This is a genomic window from Sphingomonas sp. R647 (assembly GCF_020177055.1).
Lineage (GTDB): Bacteria > Pseudomonadota > Alphaproteobacteria > Sphingomonadales > Sphingomonadaceae > Sphingomonas.
Genome location: NZ_JAIQXT010000002.1, coordinates 330,818 through 345,563, shown reverse-complemented (window position 1 = coordinate 345,563; position 14,746 = coordinate 330,818). Strand labels below are relative to the sequence as shown.

Sequence of the window (14,746 nt, the reverse complement as noted above, 5' to 3'; positions counted from 1 at the left end):
ATAGCAGCGCGCTTCCCCCATCGCATTGCACTGCGGCAAACAAGGAGACCTGACGTGGCCGAGAAAAGCGGAGCCGATATCCTGATCGAGGCGCTGGTCGACCTCGGTGTGGAGGTCGTGTTCGGCTATCCGGGCGGCGCGGTGCTCCCGATCTACGACGCGATCTTCAAGCAGAAGAAGATCCGCCACATTCTCGTCCGCCACGAACAGGCAGCGACGCACGCGGCAGAGGGCTATGCGCGCTCGACCGGCAAGCCCGGCGTCGTGCTCGTCACCTCGGGCCCCGGCGCGACCAATGCGGTCACCGGCATCACCGATGCGCTGATGGATTCGATCCCGATGGTCGTCATCACCGGCCAGGTGCCGACGCATCTGATCGGCAGCGACGCGTTTCAGGAGGCGGACACGGTCGGCATCACCCGCCACTGCACCAAGCACAACTATCTGGTGAAGGACCCCGCCCAGCTCGGCGCGGTGGTGCATGAGGCGTTCCATATCGCGACCTCGGGCCGCCCCGGTCCGGTCGTCATCGACATCCCCAAGGACGTTCAGATCGCCACCGCGCGCTACACCAAGCCCGGCCCGATCCAGCACAAGACCTATCGCCCGCAGGTCAAGGCCGACAAGGCGCTGATCGAGGCGGCGGTCGAGATGCTGGCGGCGGCGGAGCGACCGATCTTCTACACCGGCGGCGGCGTGATCAACTCCGGCCCCGGCGCGTCACAGCTGCTGCGCGAGCTGGCCAGGATCACCGGCGCGCCGGTCACCTCGACCCTGATGGGTCTGGGTGCCCTGCCCGCTTCGTCCGACCAGTGGCTCGGCATGCTCGGCATGCACGGCACCTATGAAGCCAATTATGCGATGAACCAGGCCGACCTGATCATCGCGGTCGGCGCGCGCTTCGACGATCGCGTGACGGGACGGCTCGACGCCTTCGCGCCGCACTCGAAGAAGATCCATATCGACATCGACCGATCGTCGATGAACAAGACCGTCCGCGTGGACCTGCCGATCGTCGCGGATGTCGGCCACGCGCTCGAAGACATGCTGCGCATCTGGAAGGCGCGCCAGCATCCCAAGCCTGATTTGTCCGAATGGTGGCGTCGGATCGAGGGATGGCGCGCGGTCAAGTGCCTCGACTTCCCCGAGGAAGGCCCCGGTATCGACGCCAACACGATCATGCCGCAACGCGCCGTCCGCGCTTTGTGGGAGGCGACGCGCGACCAGGCCCCGATCATCACGACCGAGGTCGGCCAGCACCAGATGTGGGCGGCGCAGCACTTCCACTTCGAAAGCCCGAACAAGTGGCTGACGAGCGGCGGTCTCGGCACGATGGGCTATGGCCTGCCCGCCGCGATCGGCGCGCAGCTGGGCAACCCCAATGCGCTGGTGATCGATATCGCAGGCGAAGCGTCGATCCAGATGAACATTCAGGAACTGGCGACCGCGACCCAGTATCGCCTGCCGGTCAAGATCTTCATTCTCAACAACGAGTATATGGGGATGGTCCGTCAGTGGCAGGAACTGACCTATTCGAGCCGTTATTCAGAGAGCTACAGCGACTCCCTGCCCGATTTCGTGAAGCTGGGCGAAGCCTATGGCTGGAAGGGCATCCTGATCGAACACCGCGACCAGCTCGACGCGGGAATCGCCGAAATGCTGGCCTATGACGGCCCGGTGATCGTCGATTGCCGCGTGGCCAAGCTCGCCAACTGCTTCCCGATGATCCCGTCGGGCGCCGCCCATACCGACATGCTCCTCCAGGCCGCCGAAGTCTCCGGCGAAATGGACGACGAAGCCAAGGCGCTGGTCTAAGCTCATGCACATCAAGGAAGAAAAGGCCGAGCGGCACACGCTCGCCATCATCGTCGACAACGAGCCGGGCATCCTCGCCCGGATCGCCGGCCTGTTCACCGCGCGCGGCTATAATATCGAGAGCCTGACGGTGAGCGAGATTACCGATGACAAGTCGGTGAGCCGCATCACGATCGTCACCAGCGCCAGCCCGCATGTGCTCGAGCAGATCGTGGCGCAACTCGACCGCCTCGTGCCGGTCCACAAGGTCCACGACCTCACCGCCGAGGGCGACCATGTCGAGCGCGAGCTGGCGCTGGTCAAGGTCGCGGGCACCGGCGACCATCGGATCGAAGCGCTGCGCCTGTCCGAAGTCTATCGCGCCCGCGTGGTCGATGCGACCATCTCCAGCTTCGTGTTCGAAGTGACCGGGACCACCGAGAAGATCGACAAGTTCATCGAACTGATGAGCGAAGTGGGGCTGATCGAGGTCGCCCGCACCGGCATCGTCGCCATTGCGCGAGGGCGCGAGGCGGCCTGAAGCAAATCCGTCGCCCCGGCGCAGGCCGGGGCCGGCCCGAGAGGGTGCATAACATAGCGGCCCCGGCCTCCGCCGGGGCGACGAAATTTCAAAAGGGAACCGAGAAATGCGTGTCTATTACGATCGTGACGCCGACCTGAACCTGATCACCGGCAAAAAGATCGCCATTGTCGGCTATGGTTCGCAGGGCCACGCCCATGCGCAGAACCTGCGCGACAGCGGCGTGACCGAAGTCGCCGTTGCGCTGCGCGCCGGTTCGGCGACCGCGAAGAAGGCCGAAGGCGCAGGCTTCAAGGTCATGTCGACCAAAGAAGCAGCCGCATGGGCCGACATCCTGATGATCCTTGCCCCCGATGAGCATCAAGCCGCGATCTGGGCCGACGACATTGCCGGCAACATGAAGCCGGGCGCCGCGCTCGCCTTCGCGCACGGTCTTAACGTCCATTTCGGCCTGATCGAGCCGCCGGCGGACATTGACGTCATTATGATCGCGCCCAAGGGCCCCGGCCACACCGTGCGCAGCGAATATGTCCGCGGCGGCGGCGTTCCCTGCCTGATCGCGATCCATCAGGACGCGACCGGCAATGCGCATGACGTCGCGCTCGCTTATGCCAGCGGCGTCGGCGGTGGGCGTTCGGGCATCATCGAAACCAACTTCAAGGAAGAGTGCGAAACCGACCTGTTCGGCGAGCAGGCCGTGCTGTGCGGCGGCATCACCCACCTGATCCAGGCCGGGTTCGAAACGCTGGTCGAGGCGGGCTACGCCCCCGAAATGGCCTATTTCGAGTGCCTGCACGAGACCAAGCTGATCGTCGACCTGCTCTATGAAGGCGGCATCGCCAACATGCGCTATTCGATCTCGAACACCGCCGAATATGGTGACATCAAGACCGGCCCGCGCATCATCACCGACGAGACCAAGGCCGAGATGAAGCGCGTCCTCGCCGACATCCAGTCGGGCCGCTTCGTCAAGGACTTCGTGCTCGACAACCGCGCCGGCCAGCCCGAGCTTAAGGCCAGCCGCAAGGCAGCGGCAGCGCATCCGATCGAACAGGTCGGCAGCGAGCTGCGCGCGATGATGCCGTGGATCGGCGCAAACAAGCTGGTGGACAAGGAAAAGAACTAAGTCCGGTACGGGGCGGGGTTGGCTTCCCCGCCCCGCCTCCATAAAGCTGGGGCATGCGCTTCCCCGCCCTGCCCCTCGCCGTCGCGCTCGCGCTGATCGCGGGCGGCTGTGAACGGCGCCCCGACGACGTCGCGGTCGTGGTCAGCGCGATCGGCGGCCCGCCAGAGCTCCGCGATCCGACAAAGGTCGAACTCGGCTTTACCCAGAGTGTCCTACTCGGCGCGACGGCGCAGGGTTTGGTCCGCTTCGACGCCGCCGGCGGGGTCGAGCCGGGCATCGCCGAGCGCTGGATCGTCACCGATGGCGGGCGCAGCTACATCTTCCGCCTGCGCGAAGCCGAATGGGCCGATGGGACGCGGATCACCGCGGCCGATGTCGTCGCCAGCATGCGCGCGGCAATTGCACCGCGCGGGCGGTCCGCGCTCACTCCGTTCGTCGCGGTGATCGACGAAGTGGTCGAGATGACGCCTCAGGTGGTTGAGGTGCGGCTGAAACACCCCCGCCCCGACCTGCTCAAGCTGTTCGCCCAGCCCGAATTTGCGATCCTGCGCCGTGCGAAGCTGGCCGGAACCGGGCCGTTTCGCATTGTCGCCCCCGCCCGCGCTGCGCCATTGCTGCGCCCGGCAATCGACCCCACCCAAATGCCCGACGAGCCGATCGAGCCGGATCCGGCGGACGATGTCCGCCTGTATGGCGAGCGCGCTGCAGTGGCGCTGGCGCGGTTCGCGGCGCGTGAGTCCGACCTGATCCTCGGCGGCACGTTTCGCGACTGGCCCTTGCTCGACCATGCCGGGATTGCGCCCGCGAACCTGCGCATCGACCCCGCCGCCGGCCTGTTCGGCCTCGCCATCGTATCGGAGGAAGGGTTCACCGCAGACCCAGCCAATCGCGAGGCGCTGGCGATGGCGATCGATCGCGATGCGCTCACCGCGCGCTTCCGTCCGGAGTGGAGCCCGGTCGAAACCGTCCTCCCCGCTCAGCTCGATTCCGCGTCGCCGCCCAAGGCACCCGACTGGTTCGCCGATCCGCTCGACAATCGCCGCCAGATCGCGCGCAACCGGGTGGCTGCCTGGCGCGCCGGTAATCCCGACGCGCCCCCGACCATCCGCCTCGCGATGCCGCGCAGCCTCGGCTCGAAACTGCTGTGGTACCAGGTCGCCGCCGATCTTCGGGCAATCGGTCTCCAGCCCGCCTGGGTTGACGAACGCGAAGATGCCGACCTGCGCCTGATCGACGCAGTCGCGCCCTATGACAGCGCGCGCTGGTATCTGGTCACCGCCTGCCGCACCTGCCCCGAAGACCTCGCCGCCGTCATCGACGCCGCACGCGATGCCCCCACGCTGGGCGAGCGCGCACGGCGCATCGCGGAGGCGGACCTCGCACTCAGCGCTGCGCATCGCTATATCCCGATCGCACAACCGCTGCGCTGGTCGGTCGCGGCACTCAGGCTCAGGGCGTTCCAGACGAACCCTCGCGCTTGGCACCCGCTGACCCATCTGCGCGAGCCTTAGGAGAAGCACGAACGTGGCCAAGGCGACCCGCATGCAGCGCACCCCCGGTTTCCCGATCGGCCGCGATCCCCATTCGGTGCGTCAGCGCGTCGTCGCGCTGGAGAAACTGCTCGAACGCAGCTTCACCATCCCCGGCACCCGCCAGACGGTTGGGCTCGACGCGCTCATCGGTCTGGTACCGGTCGGCGGGGACGTCATTGCTGCGGCGATGGGCCTCTACATGGTCTGGGAAGCGCGCAATATCGGCATGTCGCGCGGCGCGATGGTGCGGATGGTCGGCAATGTCGGCTTTGACTGGCTGATCGGACTGATCCCCGGCGTCGGCGATGTCGCCGACTTCTTCTACCGCTCCAACTCACGCAACCTGAAGATCATCAAGCGGCACCTCGACAAGCACCACCCGGCGACCGCAACCATCGATAGCTGACCCGATCAGGCGATCGGGGGCGGAGGAACGCTCCCGTCGCTCGCACGGAACCATGCCGAAGCGTCCGGCCGAAACAGCATCCACACCGCGACCGCCGTCAGCGCGAAGGTCACAATATTGAGAACAATCGGCAAAACGCCGGTCGTTTCGAATCCCGCCAGCGTGAACGGCAGACCCACCGCCGAAAGCCCGAAGAACGCGACGATGATCCACTTGGTCACCTCGCTCGCCTTGCGTGCGGTGAAGTACCAAAGCAGCAGCGAGACGAAGAGCGCGAACAGGGTGAAGCCGATCAGCATCGCGCGACCCAGCGGGACCATCTCCGGCATCGGCGCGAAGGAGGCTTCGACGGTCGCCATCTGCGTGCCCCAGCCAAGCGCCGTGTTGATCCCCCACACGACGATCGACGCGAGATAGGCCTGTTCGAAACGGATAATCGACTGGGGTCGCATGGATTTCCCTCTCCTGTGTTGCCGAAATGCTAGGCGTCAGGCGGGGGCGAAGTCCAGCCCGATATCGGCGGCCGGCGCCGATTGGGTCAGTCGTCCGACGCTGACATACGTCACCCCGCTCGCCGCGATCGCGCCGATCGTGTCGAGCCGCACCCCGCCCGACGCCTCGGTCGGCACGCGCCCGGCGACCAGCGCCACCGCCTCGCGCAACAGCTCCGGCCCCATATTGTCGAGCAACAAGTGGGTCGCTCCCGCCCCCAGCGCCGGTGCGATCTGGTCGATCCGGTCGACCTCGACGATGATCTCGCCGATCCCGGCGCGCACCGCCCGCGCCACCGCTTCCTCCACCGATCCGGCGACGGCGACATGGTTGTCCTTGATCATCGCCGCGTCCCACAGACCCATGCGATGGTTCTTCGCTCCGCCCATCCGCGTCGCATATTTCTCCAGCCGTCGCAGGCCCGGGATCGTCTTGCGCGTGTCGAGCAATGTCGCGCCGCTCCCCGCCATCGCATCGACATAGGCACGCGTCATCGTCGCGACCCCGGACAGATGCTGGACGGTGTTGAGCGCCGAGCGTTCGGCCGTCAACAGCGCACGTGCGTTGCCGCGCAACCGCATCAGGTCGCTCCCCGCCGGGACCGCCTCGCCCTCTGTGGCGAGCAATTCAATCTCGACGGCGGGATCGAGCGCCCGGAAAAAGGCGGCGGCAATCGGAAGTCCCGCAACGATGACCGCATCGCGGCTGTCCATGACCCCGTCGAACACCGCGTCCGCCGGGATCACCGCCGTCGCGGTGACGTCGCCCGACCCGACATCCTCGGCCAGCGTGGCGGCCACGAATGCGTCGAGGTCGAACCCTTCGAGCTGAAAGACGGACATGGCAACTCCTGAACCCTGATGTCCCGCCGCCTACCGCCCCGCCCGATCCGGGGCAATGTCGGTCGCGCTGCGGCGGACCCGTTGCCATGCACGCGGGCCGCGCCTATCTCCCCAACGAGACAATTTTAAGGGTGACGCAGATGACAACCTTTGATGATCGCGAACGCGCGTTCGAGGCCAAATATGCCCGGGACGAGGAAATGGCGTTTCGCGTGACCGCGCGCCGCAACCGCCTGCTTGGCCAGTGGGCAGCAGAAAAGATGGCGCTGACGCCCGAAGAGACCGATGCCTATGCCAAGGCCGTGGTCCAGGCCGATTTCGAGGAATCGGGCGATGACGACGTGATCCGCAAGCTGCTCGGCGACCTCACTGCCGCCGGCATCGAGATCGACGGCACCGCGGTACGTGCAGCGGTCGAAGAGAAGACCATCGAAGCGCGCCGCCAGTTGATGGAAGCGCAGTAAGCATGCCGATGGCGGCAAGCGAGATCGAGGCGCTGATCCGCGCCGGCATCCCCGATGCCGCGATCGAGATCACCGACCTCGCCGGGGATGGCGATCATTATGCCGCCCGCGTGACCAGCGAGAGTTTCCGGGGGCTGCCCCGTATCCGGCAGCACCAGGCAGTTTACGCCGCCCTTGGCGGTCGGATGGGGGGCGTGCTCCACGCCCTCCAGTTGACCACTGCGGTTCCGGCAGGGAGCGAATGACCATGACCGACGACACCAACGCCCGCCTCCAGTCCCTCGTCGATTCGAACGCGGTGCTGCTGTTCATGAAGGGTACGCCGCTGTTCCCGCAGTGCGGCTTTTCCAACCGCGCGGTTTCGATCCTCAGCCATCTCGGGGTCGAATTCGAAAGCGTCGACGTGTTGCAGGATCAGGAAGTACGCCAGGGTATCAAGGCGTTTTCCGACTGGCCGACCATCCCCCAGCTCTATGTGAAGGGGGAGTTCATCGGCGGCTCGGATATCATGATGGAAATGTACGAGAGCGGTGAGCTCGCGCAGCTACTCGAAGACAAGGGCGTCAGCGCAGCATAGGCCGCGTCACGGCGCGAACGCGCGCCGCCGTGGCCGCGCGGGAGATGGCGGCGACAAGTGTCCGTTTTTCCTGCCAGCGTTCCTGAACGGGAAAGGGCGGGTGGCCCGAAAGCCACCCGCCCCTGAAGCGTCACACACGAGGGTGAACACATATGCCGATAGTGTTGCACCGCCCGTGCCAGTTCCCACAATCCACGCAAAACCGCCGATAACCGTGGTTAACCCGATTTAGCCTTTCGCAAAGCTGTCAGAATTTCCGACAGGCGCGCCACCCGATCGCCGCCTGAACATCATTCATCGAGCGTTCAGCCCCTTGACTACAGATGTGATCGTAACGATTACACCCGTAGTCAAAGAGGGACGCGATGACCGAGCGAATCAGCGATGCCGAGCACGCCGTGATGGAAGTGCTATGGGAGGAATCGCCCCTGACGGCGCAGGACGTGGTCGAGCGGGTGACACCCGCCCGCGCATGGAGCGCCAACACCGTCAAGACGTTGCTTGGCCGCCTGCTCGCCAAGAACGTGATCGCCGCCGAAGAGGATGGCCGCCGCTACCAGTACCGCCCGCTCGTCGCGCGTGGCGACTATGTCGAGGGTGAATCGCGCCGCCTTATCGACCGCCTGTTCGGGGGCAAGCTGACCCCGCTGGTCGCGCATCTCGCCGAACGCGATGCGCTGACCGATCAGGACATCGCCGAGATCGAAGCCCTGCTGAAGGAGATCAAGCAATGATCGCCTGGATGGTCGAAACCTGCATCGCCACAACGCTGCTGATGCTGGTGGTCCTCGCGCTGCGCAAGCCGGTGCGCGAGCAATTCGGGCCTAACATCGCCTATGCGCTATGGCTGTTGCCGGTGCTGCGTCTGCTGATGCCGCCGCTGCCCGGCGCGTGGAGCTTCACCGAGTTTCTGGGCGGCCTGAACTACGCTGCCGAGGCACCCGCAGCCGCCCCCAGCACTCAGGCGATCATCGATCAGGCGCTGATCCAGGCACATGCAGATCTCGCGGCCAGCACGAGCGCTACGGTCACCGAGGCAAGCGTCGTGACGGTGAGCGGGCCGAGCCTGTTGCTGGTGATCGGCACCATCTGGGCCGTGGGCGCGCTCGCCTTCCTGCTCTGGCACGTCGTCTCGCATTCCCGCTTCTGCGCCAATCTGATGCGCAAGGCCGAGGTGCGCCGCACCGTCGCGGATGGGCGCGTCCATGTCATCGAGACCGATGCCGCCACCGGGCCGCTCGCCTTTGGCATCTGGCGCAAATATGTCGCGTTCCCGCGGGACTTTGCGGAACGCTACGACCCGGTCGAGCGCAACCTCGCGCTCGCCCATGAACTCGGGCACCATATGCGTGGTGACCTGATTGCCAACTGGATCGCGCTGGTCGTGCTCGCGCTCCATTGGTTCAACCCGGTCGCATGGCGGGCGTTCCGCGCCTTCCGCGCCGACCAGGAACTGGCCTGCGACGCCCTTGTGCTCTCAGGCCGCGCACCGGCGCTGCGCCATGCCTATGGCCGCGCCATCGTCAAGTCCGCGCATGGGGGTGCGGTCTCGGCGGCATGCCACCTACACACCGTCAACGAACTCAAGGGGAGGCTCAAAATGCTCTCGAAACACAATCCCAAGTCGCGTGCCCGTGTCACCACCGGAATCGCCGGCGCCGCGGCGCTGACCCTCGCCGGACTTGCGCTCACAGCCTCTGGCGCGGGTGCTGCCATCAGCCAGCCCGACGCCCCGACCCCGCCTGCTATCCCCGCCGCGCCGCCAGTGCCGGCAGCGGCCTGGATGCCCGATCTGCCGCAGGTGCCGGAAGCGCCGGCCGCACCGGAAGCACCCGAAGACGCCCAGGAAAAGCGCGTCCATCGCATCGTCATGGTCGAGCGCACCGGCAGCAAGGACAAAGACGCCAAGGGCAAGGTCGAAGCCCGCGTCATCCGCCTGAAGGGCGAAGGCAAGGACATAGTGTTTACCGGCGACATGGACGTCGATGTGAAGTCGATGAAGTGCGGCGGATCGAAGGATGATTCGGTCAAGATCGAGAAGCGCGATGGCGACAAGCGGATTGTCGTGCTCTGCACCGACCGCATCGAAATGCGCGCCAAAGCTGCCGACGCGCACGCAAAGGGTGCCGAAGCGCTCGCGCGCCGCGCCGAGGTCTTCGCCATTGCCAGCGCCGACATGGGCAAGCGTCACGCCGTGATGGGCCTCAGAATGGCCCGGCGCTCGATCGAGGAACAGACCGACCTCGGCGCCGAGCAGAAGGCCGCCGCGCTCAAGGGCATCGACGATGCGATGCGCGAGCTGGAAACCGCCGACAAGGACTGATCGCGACGCGGACCATCGCGCGGCTAGTCCATCGCCGCGCGATGTCTCCTCCAGGGCCGGCCGCGACCCCTTCACGCGGCCGGCCCGTTCGCGTGCGCGTCGTTGGCCCGTCTCGCGCAGCGTTCGGGGTTGTGCCCGCGCCGATGAATCGCCATTTCAACACGATGGATGAGGCGACAACCGGCGTGGCGATGCAACTCGAACCGCTGGTGGCGCGGGTTCTCGCCGCCAACCCCTCCCCTTTCACCTATACCGGCACGCAGACCTATCTGGTCGGAACCAGCGATGTCGCGGTAATCGACCCCGGCCCCGACCTGCCCGAGCATCTCGATGCGCTGGTTGCCGCGATCGCCGGTCGGCCAGTGCGCGCAATCCTGTGCACCCACACCCATCGCGACCATAGCCCGGCCAGCCGCCCGCTCGCCGCAGCGACCGGCGCGCCGATCATCGGCTGCGCCGCGCTCACGATCGACGATGATGGCCCGCGTTCCGACGCCGCATTCGACCGCGATTACGCCCCCGACCGCGTGCTGGCCGATGGCGAGCGCGTGTCCGGGGATGGCTGGACCCTCGAAGCCGTCGCGACCCCCGGCCACACCTCGAACCATCTCTGCTTCGCCCTGCTCGAGAGCGGCGCGCTGTTCACCGGCGACCACATCATGGGCTGGTCGACCAGCGTCGTCGCGCCGCCAGACGGCGACATGGGCGCGTACATGGCCAGCCTCGACAAGCTGCTCGCGCGCGATGACCGGGTCTATTACCCCGCCCATGGCCCGGAAGTGACCATGCCCCAGCGGCTGGCACGCGGGATGATGGGCCATCGCAAGCAGCGCGAGGGTCAGATATTGCGCCTGCTCGGCCAGCAGATTGGCGCGATTCCCGACATGGTGACACGCATGTATGTCGGCCTTGACCCGCGCCTGACCGGCGCAGCCGGGCGGTCGGTGCTGGCGCATCTGATCGACCTGCAGAACCGGGGTCTGGTGAGCGAGGAGGCAGGAACATGGCACAGCGCAGCATGACCGACCGCCCCCTGCGCATTCTGCTGGCGACCGCAGCGCTGGCGGTGATCGCGGCGGCCGCCTGGATCTCTTGGGATCGCTTTGCGGAGACCCGCCTCGAAACCCTGCCTGCCGAGGGCGGCGATCCGATCACGCAGATCGTCACCGCGCGCCTCGATGGCGCCGGCACGCTCAAGGTCGCCGAACTCACCGGCACCGTTCAGGCGACCGCCTCGGACACCCGCGGCCTCGGCCTGTTGCGCAGCGATCAGGTCGTGAAGATGCCTTATTCGGTCAGCTATTTCGTTGACCTGTCGCGGCTTGGCTCGGGCGATCTGCAATGGAACGCTCAGACCCGGACGCTGATCGTCGATGCCCCGGATGTGACCGCCGCTCCTGCCAATACCGATGAAGGCCGTCGCACGCTGATCGAGACCAAGGGGCTGTTCGTCACTCGCGACGCCGCCGAGGCGCTGAGCAAGAGCACCTCCGCCCGTGCCACCACCGTCGCAGAGCGCGAGGCGAAGAGCCCTGAGCGTATGGCGCAGGCGCGCGAACTCGGCCGCGCCGCCATTGCCCGCTTGCTTGCCCAGCCGCTGACGGCCGCCGGCATGGGCGAAGTGCGCGTCGTCGTCACCTTCCCGCCCGAACGGACGCTGCGCGACGGCGAACGCTGGGACATGTCCAAGCCGGTCGATCAGGTAATGCGCGAACGCGAACAGCGCGAAGCAGACGCAAACTAGGCGTTCACGCTACGACAGCAATATGGTATTGGCGCCCCACAGACTGGTTGCGGGGGCAGCTTATGGCGACTTTGGCTAACGACGCGGCGTTTGCGCGCACGCGCGATTCGCGTTTCTTTGAAATCAGCGCAATCCTCATGGCGCTTATCCTGGTTTCAGGGTTCAGCATCCATTTGGCGATGGGGCGATCCAACTTCGGCGCGCCGCTGTTCGTCCATGTTCATGGCGTCATCTTCTTTGGCTGGGTGGTACTCTATGTCGCCCAGACCTTTCTCGCGACGCGCGGGTCGCTGGCACTGCACCGCCGGCTCGGCTGGCTCGCGGCTGGCTGGGTCGCGGCGATGGTGGTGGCCGGCTTTGCCGTCATCATCTGGCGTATCCAGCTGGCGCAGGCGCCGTTCTTCTTCCGCCCACAGCACTTTTTGATCGCCAACCCGCTGGTCGTGCTGCTCTTCGCGGGTCTGACCAGCGCGGCCGTCGCGATGCGCAGGCGCACCGACTGGCACCGCCGCCTGCATCTGTGCGCGATGGCGGCGCTGCTTGGGCCGGGCTTCGGGCGACTGCTTCCCATGCCGCTGATGATCCCCTGGTCGTATCAGATCGCGATGGTCTGCGGCCTCGTGTTTCCCATCGCCGGGATGATCCGCGACCTGCGCCGGACCGGGCGCGTCCATCGCGCATGGTTGTGGGGGATCGGAACGATCCTGGCGGTAATGGCGGGGACCGAGGCGATCGTCTATTCGCCAATCGGCGACGCGATCTATGGCTGGGTCACCGCAGGCACGCCGGGCGCAGCGGTTGCACCGCTCGAGTTCGGGCCGATGCCGCCAATGGGTTGAACCTCAACCCCGACAAGGCCATGTGAGGCCCGAATCAGAGGGCATCACGATGAACGCACGCACCGACCTGTCCGGCCTCGACATTCGCGCCGAGATCGACCGCCTGCGCAAGGAGCGCAACGCGGTCATCCTCGCGCATTATTACCAGAAGCCGGAGATTCAGGATCTCGCCGATTTCGTCGGTGACAGCCTTGAGCTCAGCCGCAAGGCGGCGGAAACCGATGCCGAGGTGATCGCGTTCTGTGGCGTGCGCTTCATGGCGGAAACGGCCAAGATCCTCTCGCCCGACAAGACCGTGATCCTGCCCGACATGAACGCCGGGTGCAGCCTGGAGGACAGCTGCCCGCCCGACCAGTTCGCCGCCTTCCGCGCGCAGCATCCCGACCACATCGCGCTGACCTACATCAACTGCTCGGTCGAGGTGAAGGCGCTCAGCGACATCATCGTCACCAGCTCGTCGGCCGAAACGATCCTCAGCCAGATCCCGCAGGAGCAGAAGATCATCTTCGGCCCCGACAAGCATCTCGGCGGCTATATCAACCGCAAGATGGGCCGCGACATGCTGCTGTGGCCGGGCGTGTGCATCGTGCACGAAGCGTTCAGCGAAACCGAACTTCTCAAGCTCAAGGCACAGCACCCGAAGGCCCCCGTCGCCGCGCACCCCGAATGCCCGCCGCACGTGCTCGACCACGCCGATTATGTCGGATCGACCAGCGGCATCCTGCAATATGCCAAGGATTTCGACGGCGACACGCTGATCGTCGCGACCGAACCGCACATCATCCACCAGATGGAAAAGGCGGTCCCGGAGAAGACCTTCATCGGTGCGCCCGGTGCGGACGGCAACTGCAACTGCAACATCTGCCCGTATATGGCGCTCAACACGCTGGAAAAGCTCTACATCGCGCTGCGCGACCTCGAACCGCGGATCGAGATCGCCGAGGATATCCGGCTGAAGGCCAAGAAGAGCCTCGACCGGATGCTGGCGATGGCGAGCGGCACGGTGGGCCTGGGCGACCTGGGGCCGCTGCGCGTCACCGGCGACTGAGCCTCACCGCCAGTCGCGGTGGACCGTCAGCGCGGGCGAATAGAAGTTCACATATTGCGCCATCCGTGGCCGCGTCGCGCGGTTGGGGCTGGCGCCGTGGGGCAGGTCCTGTCGCCAGATCACCAGATCCCCCGCCCCCGCCGCGATCGGCATCGCTTGCGGGTCGAGATGGACCATGCGCGGATCGGTGTCGCCGATCTCCTGCAGCCACGCATCGAGCCGGTGGTGAAAACCGGGAAGCAGCGCGAACGCCCCCTGATCCGCCGCCGTGTCGGTCAGATAGAGGATGCCCTGCGTCGCAAACGGGATCGGCCGGGCGAGGCTGACGTCCCAGTGCATCTTCGGCCCCTGAAACGGTCGGCCGGGGATTTCGGGCGGGTTGAAGCTCATCCGGTCGACGATGCACCACAGGTCGCTGGTGCCCCATAGCTGCGCGAACGCCTTGTGCACGCGCGGCGAGCGGCGCGCGATCTCCAACGCCGGATCTTGAAAATGCTGGACCATGATACCGTTAAGGTCCTGGCCGTACCAGCTCTCGGGCTGCGCCGGATCGGCTTTCAGCAACCGCCACAGCAACGCCTCAACCTGCGCCGCATCGTCGCGCGAGATCGCGCCGCGCAGCGTCACCCAGCCCTCGCGCTCCCAATGCGCCAGATCCTCGGCATCCAGCACATCGGGCATCGCGTCGATCGCATCGAGCCGCGCCTGAACCTCCTCAGGCAGCGGCGCGCCGTCCAGTGCTGCATGGTAGCGCGCCACCGTCAGCGGATCGGGCCGCCCCGCCGTCGCGATCACCCAATCCTCGAACGCATCGAGCTCGGGCCGTTCCCATCCCAGATACTGGATCAGCTGCTCCAGCCCCAACCCGAGCGTGTCGATCAGCATCCGCTCGCTCTGGTCGCGCCGAACGACGCGCGGCGCACGGAACGTCAGCTCCGCCCACAGCGTCTCGAAACCACGGATATCGCGAAGGCTGGAATAGGTCTGCATCGCCGCCACCCTTTCCGGCGCGGCGATG

Annotated in this window: 17 protein-coding genes; 14 read left to right on the top strand and 3 right to left on the bottom strand. The window is 66.2% G+C overall.

Annotated features, from left to right (window positions below):
• Positions 1–54: 54 nt before the first annotated feature.
• The 5 genes from K9B35_RS05550 (at position 55) to K9B35_RS05530 (ending at position 5,399) form a co-directional block, all read left to right on the top strand.
• Positions 55–1,815, top strand: coding sequence for an acetolactate synthase 3 large subunit (locus K9B35_RS05550; protein ID WP_224920816.1), 1,761 nt, complete (start codon positions 55–57; stop codon positions 1,813–1,815).
• Between the two features lie 4 nt (positions 1,816–1,819).
• The gene (ilvN, locus tag K9B35_RS05545) at positions 1,820–2,335 is read left to right on the top strand and encodes an acetolactate synthase small subunit (RefSeq protein WP_224920815.1); all 516 of its coding nucleotides are present in this window, start codon (positions 1,820–1,822) and stop codon (positions 2,333–2,335) included.
• Between the two features lie 106 nt (positions 2,336–2,441).
• On the top strand, positions 2,442–3,461 hold the full coding sequence (gene ilvC / locus K9B35_RS05540) for a ketol-acid reductoisomerase (protein WP_224920814.1): 1,020 nt from the start codon (positions 2,442–2,444) through the stop codon (positions 3,459–3,461).
• Between the two features lie 53 nt (positions 3,462–3,514).
• Positions 3,515–4,972, top strand: coding sequence for an ABC transporter substrate-binding protein (locus tag K9B35_RS05535; protein WP_224920813.1), 1,458 nt, complete (start codon positions 3,515–3,517; stop codon positions 4,970–4,972).
• Positions 4,973–5,003: 31 nt separating this feature from the next.
• Positions 5,004–5,399, top strand: coding sequence for a DUF4112 domain-containing protein (locus K9B35_RS05530; protein ID WP_224920812.1), 396 nt, complete (start codon positions 5,004–5,006; stop codon positions 5,397–5,399).
• Between the two features lie 5 nt (positions 5,400–5,404).
• On the opposite strand, the gene K9B35_RS05525 is transcribed toward K9B35_RS05530, so the two are convergent.
• Together K9B35_RS05525 and nadC are read right to left on the bottom strand one after the other, a co-directional pair.
• Positions 5,405–5,851: a hypothetical protein gene (locus K9B35_RS05525; RefSeq protein ID WP_224920811.1), complete on the bottom strand. Its 447-nt coding sequence runs from the start codon at positions 5,849–5,851 to the stop codon at positions 5,405–5,407.
• A 36-nt stretch (positions 5,852–5,887) separates the two neighbouring features.
• Positions 5,888–6,733, bottom strand: a complete 846-nt coding sequence (gene nadC, locus K9B35_RS05520) for a carboxylating nicotinate-nucleotide diphosphorylase (protein WP_224920810.1) — start codon at positions 6,731–6,733, stop codon at positions 5,888–5,890.
• A gap of 140 nt (positions 6,734–6,873) precedes the next feature.
• Here nadC and K9B35_RS05515 point away from each other — a divergent pair, with 140 nt between their 5' ends.
• From K9B35_RS05515 to nadA, 9 genes are all read left to right on the top strand, one after another.
• Complete coding sequence (locus K9B35_RS05515; RefSeq protein ID WP_224920809.1) at positions 6,874–7,197, top strand: DUF1476 domain-containing protein; 324 nt, start codon at positions 6,874–6,876, stop codon at positions 7,195–7,197.
• A gap of 2 nt (positions 7,198–7,199) precedes the next feature.
• Complete coding sequence (locus tag K9B35_RS05510) at positions 7,200–7,442, top strand: BolA/IbaG family iron-sulfur metabolism protein (RefSeq protein ID WP_224920808.1); 243 nt, start codon at positions 7,200–7,202, stop codon at positions 7,440–7,442.
• Between the two features lie 2 nt (positions 7,443–7,444).
• Complete coding sequence (grxD, locus tag K9B35_RS05505; protein WP_224920807.1) at positions 7,445–7,774, top strand: Grx4 family monothiol glutaredoxin; 330 nt, start codon at positions 7,445–7,447, stop codon at positions 7,772–7,774.
• 365 nt (positions 7,775–8,139) lie between these two features.
• Entirely contained in the window at positions 8,140–8,508 is a 369-nt protein-coding gene (locus K9B35_RS05500; protein WP_224920806.1) for a BlaI/MecI/CopY family transcriptional regulator, read from the top strand.
• Positions 8,505–10,097, top strand: a complete 1,593-nt coding sequence (locus tag K9B35_RS05495; protein WP_224920805.1) for a M56 family metallopeptidase — start codon at positions 8,505–8,507, stop codon at positions 10,095–10,097. Before K9B35_RS05500 ends, K9B35_RS05495 begins: the two co-directional genes overlap by 4 nt.
• 164 nt (positions 10,098–10,261) lie before the next feature.
• On the top strand, positions 10,262–11,119 hold the full coding sequence (locus K9B35_RS05490; RefSeq protein ID WP_224920804.1) for an MBL fold metallo-hydrolase: 858 nt from the start codon (positions 10,262–10,264) through the stop codon (positions 11,117–11,119).
• Positions 11,101–11,841 (top strand): DUF4230 domain-containing protein, encoded by a 741-nt coding sequence (locus K9B35_RS05485; RefSeq protein WP_224920803.1) that lies wholly within the window; start codon positions 11,101–11,103, stop codon positions 11,839–11,841. Before K9B35_RS05490 ends, K9B35_RS05485 begins: the two co-directional genes overlap by 19 nt.
• 179 nt (positions 11,842–12,020) lie before the next feature.
• Positions 12,021–12,680 carry a hypothetical protein gene (locus K9B35_RS05480; RefSeq protein ID WP_224920802.1) on the top strand — a complete coding sequence of 220 codons (660 nt, stop codon included), beginning with the start codon at positions 12,021–12,023 and terminating at the stop codon, positions 12,678–12,680.
• A 49-nt stretch (positions 12,681–12,729) separates the two neighbouring features.
• Positions 12,730–13,728 carry a quinolinate synthase NadA gene (gene nadA, locus K9B35_RS05475; protein ID WP_224920801.1) on the top strand — a complete coding sequence of 333 codons (999 nt, stop codon included), beginning with the start codon at positions 12,730–12,732 and terminating at the stop codon, positions 13,726–13,728.
• A 3-nt stretch (positions 13,729–13,731) separates the two neighbouring features.
• On the opposite strand, the gene K9B35_RS05470 is transcribed toward nadA, so the two are convergent.
• Entirely contained in the window at positions 13,732–14,718 is a 987-nt protein-coding gene (locus K9B35_RS05470) for a phytanoyl-CoA dioxygenase family protein (protein WP_224920800.1), read from the bottom strand.
• Positions 14,719–14,746 lie beyond the last annotated feature (28 nt).

Coding starts and splice junctions, on each gene's coding strand:
- ilvN (WP_224920815.1), top strand. CDS start 1,820: ATGCACATCAAGGAAGAAAAGGCCGAGCGGCACACGCTCGCCATCATC.
- ilvC (WP_224920814.1), top strand. CDS start 2,442: ATGCGTGTCTATTACGATCGTGACGCCGACCTGAACCTGATCACCGGC.
- K9B35_RS05535 (WP_224920813.1), top strand. CDS start 3,515: ATGCGCTTCCCCGCCCTGCCCCTCGCCGTCGCGCTCGCGCTGATCGCG.
- K9B35_RS05530 (WP_224920812.1), top strand. CDS start 5,004: ATGCAGCGCACCCCCGGTTTCCCGATCGGCCGCGATCCCCATTCGGTG.
- K9B35_RS05525 (WP_224920811.1), bottom strand. CDS start 5,851: ATGCGACCCCAGTCGATTATCCGTTTCGAACAGGCCTATCTCGCGTCG.
- nadC (WP_224920810.1), bottom strand. CDS start 6,733: ATGTCCGTCTTTCAGCTCGAAGGGTTCGACCTCGACGCATTCGTGGCC.
- K9B35_RS05515 (WP_224920809.1), top strand. CDS start 6,874: ATGACAACCTTTGATGATCGCGAACGCGCGTTCGAGGCCAAATATGCC.
- K9B35_RS05510 (WP_224920808.1), top strand. CDS start 7,200: ATGCCGATGGCGGCAAGCGAGATCGAGGCGCTGATCCGCGCCGGCATC.
- grxD (WP_224920807.1), top strand. CDS start 7,445: ATGACCGACGACACCAACGCCCGCCTCCAGTCCCTCGTCGATTCGAAC.
- K9B35_RS05500 (WP_224920806.1), top strand. CDS start 8,140: ATGACCGAGCGAATCAGCGATGCCGAGCACGCCGTGATGGAAGTGCTA.
- K9B35_RS05495 (WP_224920805.1), top strand. CDS start 8,505: ATGATCGCCTGGATGGTCGAAACCTGCATCGCCACAACGCTGCTGATG.
- K9B35_RS05490 (WP_224920804.1), top strand. CDS start 10,262: ATGGATGAGGCGACAACCGGCGTGGCGATGCAACTCGAACCGCTGGTG.
- K9B35_RS05485 (WP_224920803.1), top strand. CDS start 11,101: ATGGCACAGCGCAGCATGACCGACCGCCCCCTGCGCATTCTGCTGGCG.
- K9B35_RS05480 (WP_224920802.1), top strand. CDS start 12,021: ATGGGGCGATCCAACTTCGGCGCGCCGCTGTTCGTCCATGTTCATGGC.
- nadA (WP_224920801.1), top strand. CDS start 12,730: ATGAACGCACGCACCGACCTGTCCGGCCTCGACATTCGCGCCGAGATC.
- K9B35_RS05470 (WP_224920800.1), bottom strand. CDS start 14,718: ATGCAGACCTATTCCAGCCTTCGCGATATCCGTGGTTTCGAGACGCTG.